Source organism: Chitinophaga sp., assembly GCF_035564935.1.
Taxonomy (GTDB): Bacteria; Bacteroidota; Bacteroidia; order Chitinophagales; family Chitinophagaceae; genus Chitinophaga.
The window spans coordinates 1-5518 of sequence record NZ_DATMTE010000651.1; the positions used below are offsets into that span (position 1 = coordinate 1).

Here is a 5518-nt window from a genome sequence, read left to right on the forward strand (position 1 = left end):
AATTCTTTGTTAAGAACATACTTATTTCAGCAGAGGTTTAAAGTTACCGAGTGAAGATGTGAACAATGAACGCACATTTTTTTACCGGTTATAAACACTACTTTCATATTTAAATTATCGCGTACATGATTTTCCGTTCACTACAGCTGCTGATCTGGTTGTTTATCGCGCCCCTGGCGGGGAAAGGCGCTATTGTTATCCAGGGGCAGCTGAAAGAAAACCCGCACAGTATTGTTACCCTTTATGGTTACGCCGATTATATCAGTAAGGCGCCAGTAGAAATTATGCAGGTACATACAAATGGCGCCGGTAGTTTCCGGGCAACAGTAGCGGATTCCTGCGGCCCGCTGCTGAAGCTCCTGGTGGAAAACAGGTCGTTTTCTTTTTTGGCGCTGCCCGGCGGCGCCTATACTATTTACGACAGCACGGGCACATTTACCGTAACGGATAATGCCGGTACGCCTGTTAACCGGCTGCTGCATAGCATGGAACAGGATCTTGTACAAAACTGGTGCCCGCTGTTTGTGGATACCACCGGCCTTTTCCGGTTAACGTTGCCGGCAGATACTGTTTTTAACCGCTTTCAAGATATTGTATCAAAATATATCCCGGATACCTCGTCGGCCGCCTACCCGCTGTTGCGTTATGATGCAGCCATGTATTATCTCTTATTTATGCATCAACTGCCGGATACTACCGGTTTGATGGATCATTTTGAGAATGTTTATTTCAATTCATCATCTATAACAGTCAGAAATCCATTTTACATGGAGTTGCTTGGTAATTATATGGAGATAAGAATGATTATGTTTGCGCATTACCGGTACAAAGGCAACACAAACAACCTGCTGGACAGGGCCACTCATGAAGCGGCATACTTTAGATCCCCGCAGCTGAAGGAGCTGGCACTGGTGGCAGGATGCCGGCAGGCTTACCGGGTAGACCGTGAGCCGGAACAGAAAGAGGAGTTATCGCGCCGCATCCGTACCACTATACTAAATGATGTTGCCGGTCCGGCTACCCGGAATATGCTGCTCAACGTCATTTCAGAAAATACCCGGGCCCGCGTCGGAAATAAATTTCCAATGCTGCCGCTAAAAAATGAAAAGAATGAAACTATAACGCTTGCAGATATTAAATCAGAACTGATACTGGTGGATTTTTGGGCCACCTGGTGCTGGGGCTGCGTGGAAGGAATGAAACAATTCCCAGACTGGATCAGTCAATGTAAAGGACAGCTTACCATTGTATCTGTTTCCGTTGATGATAACCTGGAAAGAATGAATGCATTCCTCTCAAAACGTGTAGCCGTACCCGGAGTACGTTACTTATATAACGGTCGTACCGGCGGCTACCCCGATAAGTTGCAGATCACCGGTTATCCTACCTATATCCTTCTCAATAAAAGCAGGGAAATAATCGCCATGCCGGGTTATACCTCTTCTGTGCCGGAGCAGCTGCAGGCCGCATTGCACCTATCTTCCCACAAATAACGTCTTGCCAGAAAAACAAAAACAAAAATCAAATTAATCAGCATAATCATCATCGTCCTGAGTCGGACAAACTCCGCACGCAATGCGGAAAATTTGACCCGCCGAAAAATTCCCGATATCGAAAACCCTTTGAAAGATATAACCCTACTTTTGCAACAGATCAGATACCTATAGTATTCTGTATGCTGAATACCCGGTAACCATGCTACGGGATCCATTTTTTCACAGGCATACAAACAGAGAAAATAAGACACAGGCCTATTCCGCAGGGACACCCGCGGGATACGGGATGCCTTTGCCTGTACATCGTTTCAATAAAGCTGTTTTAAAAATGTATATCAGAAAACTTTTGCTGACCAGCATCCTATTATCCCTTGCTGTTTTTAGCTTTGCCCAACAGATAAATAATGCTGTGATCAGCGGTTATTTAAAAGATGCATCCGGCTCTCCAATACCAGGCGCTTCTGTAAAATTGCATCATACCAGCGCTAACGCTATTTCCAATACAGATGGATTTTTCAGTATCCGGAATGTACATCCCGGTAAACATATTGTGACTGTTTCTGCTGTAGGCTTTAAAACAAAAGAACAATCCTTTGATGTAAAGTCAGGTGAAGAAAAAATGCTGAACATCACCATTGAACAATCCATCAGTGAAATTAACACGGTATCGGTAATCGGGCGCTCCGCCAGCCAGGAAGTAAACCGCCAGGCTTATAACGTAACCGCCATCGATGCAAAAAAACTCTATAACTCCACCCTCGACCTGTCGCATGCACTGGACCGCGTTTCCGGTATCCGTGTGCGGGAAGACGGCGGCCTCGGCTCCCGTATGAACTTTTCCCTCAACGGCTTTACCGGACGCCAGGTGAAATTTTTTCTTGACGGTGTGCCCATGGATAACTTCGGTTCTTCTTTCCAGCTGAATAATATTCCCATCAACCTCGCGGAAAGAGTGGAAGTATATAAAGGCGTGGTGCCTATCTGGCTTGGCTCCGATGCGTTAGGCGGCGCTATCAATATTGTTACCGGCAACAACCAGCATAGCTACCTCGATGCTTCTTACTCATTCGGTTCCTTCAATACACACCGTTCCACGCTGAATGCAGGATATACCGCCAAATCAGGTTTTACTGTGCAGGTAAATGCGTTCCAGAACTACTCCGATAATAACTACCGGGTACGGGTAAACGTAGCAGATCTTAAAACAGGTGAGTACTACCCGCGTCAATGGGTAAGAAGGTTTCACGATACCTATCATAACGAAACCATCATCGCCAATGTGGGCGTTGTGGGAAAAAAATATGCCGATAAGCTGCTCTTCGGCATTACCATGGGCCGGAACTACGCGGAAATTCAAACCGGCGCCAGGATGGTAAGCGTGTTCGGGAACTGGCACCGCAGGGGTGATATCATTATGCCAAGTGTGAAGTACCAGGTGAAAGACCTGTTCATAAAAGGACTGAACTTCAGCCTGACAGGTAACTACAACTTTGGCCACGAACAGAATATCGATACCGTGAACCGCCGTTATAACTGGTTTCAGCAATATGAGCCAAACAACGGTGCAGAAAGGGAACGCTCCATGTATAAATTCAGCAACAACAATGGTATTGGCGCCGCTAACCTCAGCTATAAAATAAATGATCACCATTCCTTTGTATTGAATGACGTATATAACACCTTCAACCGTAAAGGAAAAGATGAACTGTTCCCAGTAGATGAAAAATACGACCAGCCCAGGAAAGTAAGCAAAAATATTCTTGGCCTTGGGTATAAGTTCGACTACAGCGATAAGTGGAATACTTCCGTTTTTGTGAAAAATTACGCACAGCGGAACCGCTTCTCCCAAAGCTATAATCCCAGTGGGAACTGGGGTGATGTGGCTTACAAGGCGCTGGAAACAACATTCAATAAACTGGGTTATGGTATCGCTACCACCTACTTCCTGTTACCGGCGCTGCAACTGAAAACCTCTTATGAAAAGAGTTACCGCCTGCCGGAAACGGAGGAGCTTTTTGGAGACATGATCAACCTGGAAGGTAATACCGACCTGAAACCGGAAACCAGCAATAACTTCAACTTCGGCGTAAATTACCAGGCGCATATCCGGGAAGACCACCGCTTCAGCTTTGATGCCAACTTCCTTTACCGTGATGCGAAAGACTTTATCCGTCCTATGCTGAATCCTAACCAAACCAAGCAAACAAACGGCAACCTCGCTGCTGTAACCAATATGGGGCTGGATGGTGAAGTAAGATACTCCTTCAGGCAACTGTTCACAGCCGGTGTAAACCTTACTTACCAGAACCTGCGCAACAATACTGAATTTGAAGATGGGCAAAAGAACCGGAGCCCGCTGTACCGCGACCGCATTCCTAACATGCCTTATCTTTTTGGTAATGCAGATGCCTCGCTCTTTTTTAAGAACGTATTCAAAAAAGGAAATAATCTTACCCTGGGCTACAACTTCCTGTATGTACATGCTTACTATCTCTCCTGGCCCGGCCAGGCGGAAGAAAAGCTGGAAATCCCGCGGCAGTTTTGCCAGGATGTAAACCTGGTGTACAGCCTGGCTAACGGAAGGTATAATGTATCGGTAGAATGTAAAAACCTGGTGGACAACCGGCTGTACGACAACTTTACTTTACAGAAACCAGGCCGCGCGTTTTATGCAAAGCTGAGATACTTTATCAGCAAGTAATCATCAATCATTCAATTTTTCAATACATCGTGATGAGAAAAATCAGTAAGCTTTTATTCCTCGCAGGCAGTATGGCGCTGCTGGGGATATCATGCGATAAGGAGGATATGTTAGACGAAACTTTTACGGAAGGCCAATTCCAGGGACTTTCAAAATACGTGGTAACGGTAACGCCTATTGGAACAACCGGTATTGCGGATATCCTCCTCACGGCGGACAGGCTGGATCAGGGTACTATCAGCACTGCAGGTAATGGTAAAGAACAGGACGGTTCCTACCGTTACTATATGACACATAAAGGTCGCTTTTTCAGTTTGCTTTATGGACAGGGAAATCCCGGCGCTGTAACCACTTACAGGTTCAGTCCCGCAGGCAAACTGGTGAAATCTTCCGAATTTCAGACAGAAACCGTGCAGGTGTTCACTAAAGTAAATGATGAACTGCTACTGATTAAAGTACCCAGGAGCGGCGCTAATGAAACAGCCGGCATGTATCGTATTGATGCGCTGAAATCAAGGATAGTGGGCCGCGATAGTATCAACATCGTGAAGCTGGCTGCCAACGGGGAAAGAGCCCACTTCACCTGGGCTACGCAGGTAGGTAACAAAGTGTTTGTGCCGTATATGAGTATCAAAGGTTGCTGCAACGATGCATTTGGTACCGTATACCCCGACAGCAGTTGGGTGGCTGTATTTTCCTATCCTGAACTGGACCTGGAAAAAGTGATCCGCGATAACCGCACCAGCTACCTGGGCAATTATTTCAGCAATGGTTTATCGGTAACAGAAAATGGCGATGCCTATGGTTTCTCTTCAGCTGCTGCCACCAATTCAGGTGTGGTAACCACTACCAAACCGTCTGCCATCGTGAAAATTCCAAACGGTACAATGGAATTTGACAAAAGCTATTTCTTCAATATACAGGAAGCCTCCGGCGGACATCATATTTCCACGCATACTTACCTGGGAGATAACGTGTTCCTGTTAATGATGTATGAAACAGCAGGCGCCGTGAAAGGTAACCTGAAAATGGCATTGGCTAACGTGAACACCAAAACCTTTACCTGGATAACAGGCGGCCCGGTAGAAATTACGTCCACCTCTGCTGCATATAATAACAACACGCTTTCTGAAGATGGTAAAACAGGTTTTATTGGCCTGAATACTACCACGGGAAGCTGGGTATATAAAATAGACATAGCAACGGCTTCAGCTTCATCAGGTCTTACGGTGGAAGGCGGTAAAATTACAGCTATCACCAAAGTAGAATATTGACATCATTTTTATACAGAAAAATATGAATGCAAATTCAAAGAAAACGA

Annotated in this window: 3 protein-coding genes; all 3 read left to right on the forward strand. The window is 45.7% G+C overall.

Translation table 11 applies throughout. The features are described from left to right. Positions 1–125: 125 nt before the first annotated feature. The 3 genes from VN105_RS16785 (at position 126) to VN105_RS16795 (ending at position 5471) form a co-directional block, all read left to right on the forward strand. Positions 126–1493: a TlpA disulfide reductase family protein gene (locus VN105_RS16785; RefSeq protein WP_325642683.1), complete on the forward strand. Its 1368-nt coding sequence runs from the start codon at positions 126–128 to the stop codon at positions 1491–1493. A 331-nt stretch (positions 1494–1824) separates the two neighbouring features. Continuing rightward, positions 1825–4197, forward strand: a complete 2373-nt coding sequence (locus VN105_RS16790; RefSeq protein WP_325642684.1) for a TonB-dependent receptor — start codon at positions 1825–1827, stop codon at positions 4195–4197. A gap of 32 nt (positions 4198–4229) precedes the next feature. Then, a complete protein-coding gene (locus tag VN105_RS16795; protein ID WP_325642685.1) occupies positions 4230–5471 on the forward strand; it encodes a DUF4374 domain-containing protein in 1242 nt (413 codons plus the stop codon). Positions 5472–5518 lie beyond the last annotated feature (47 nt).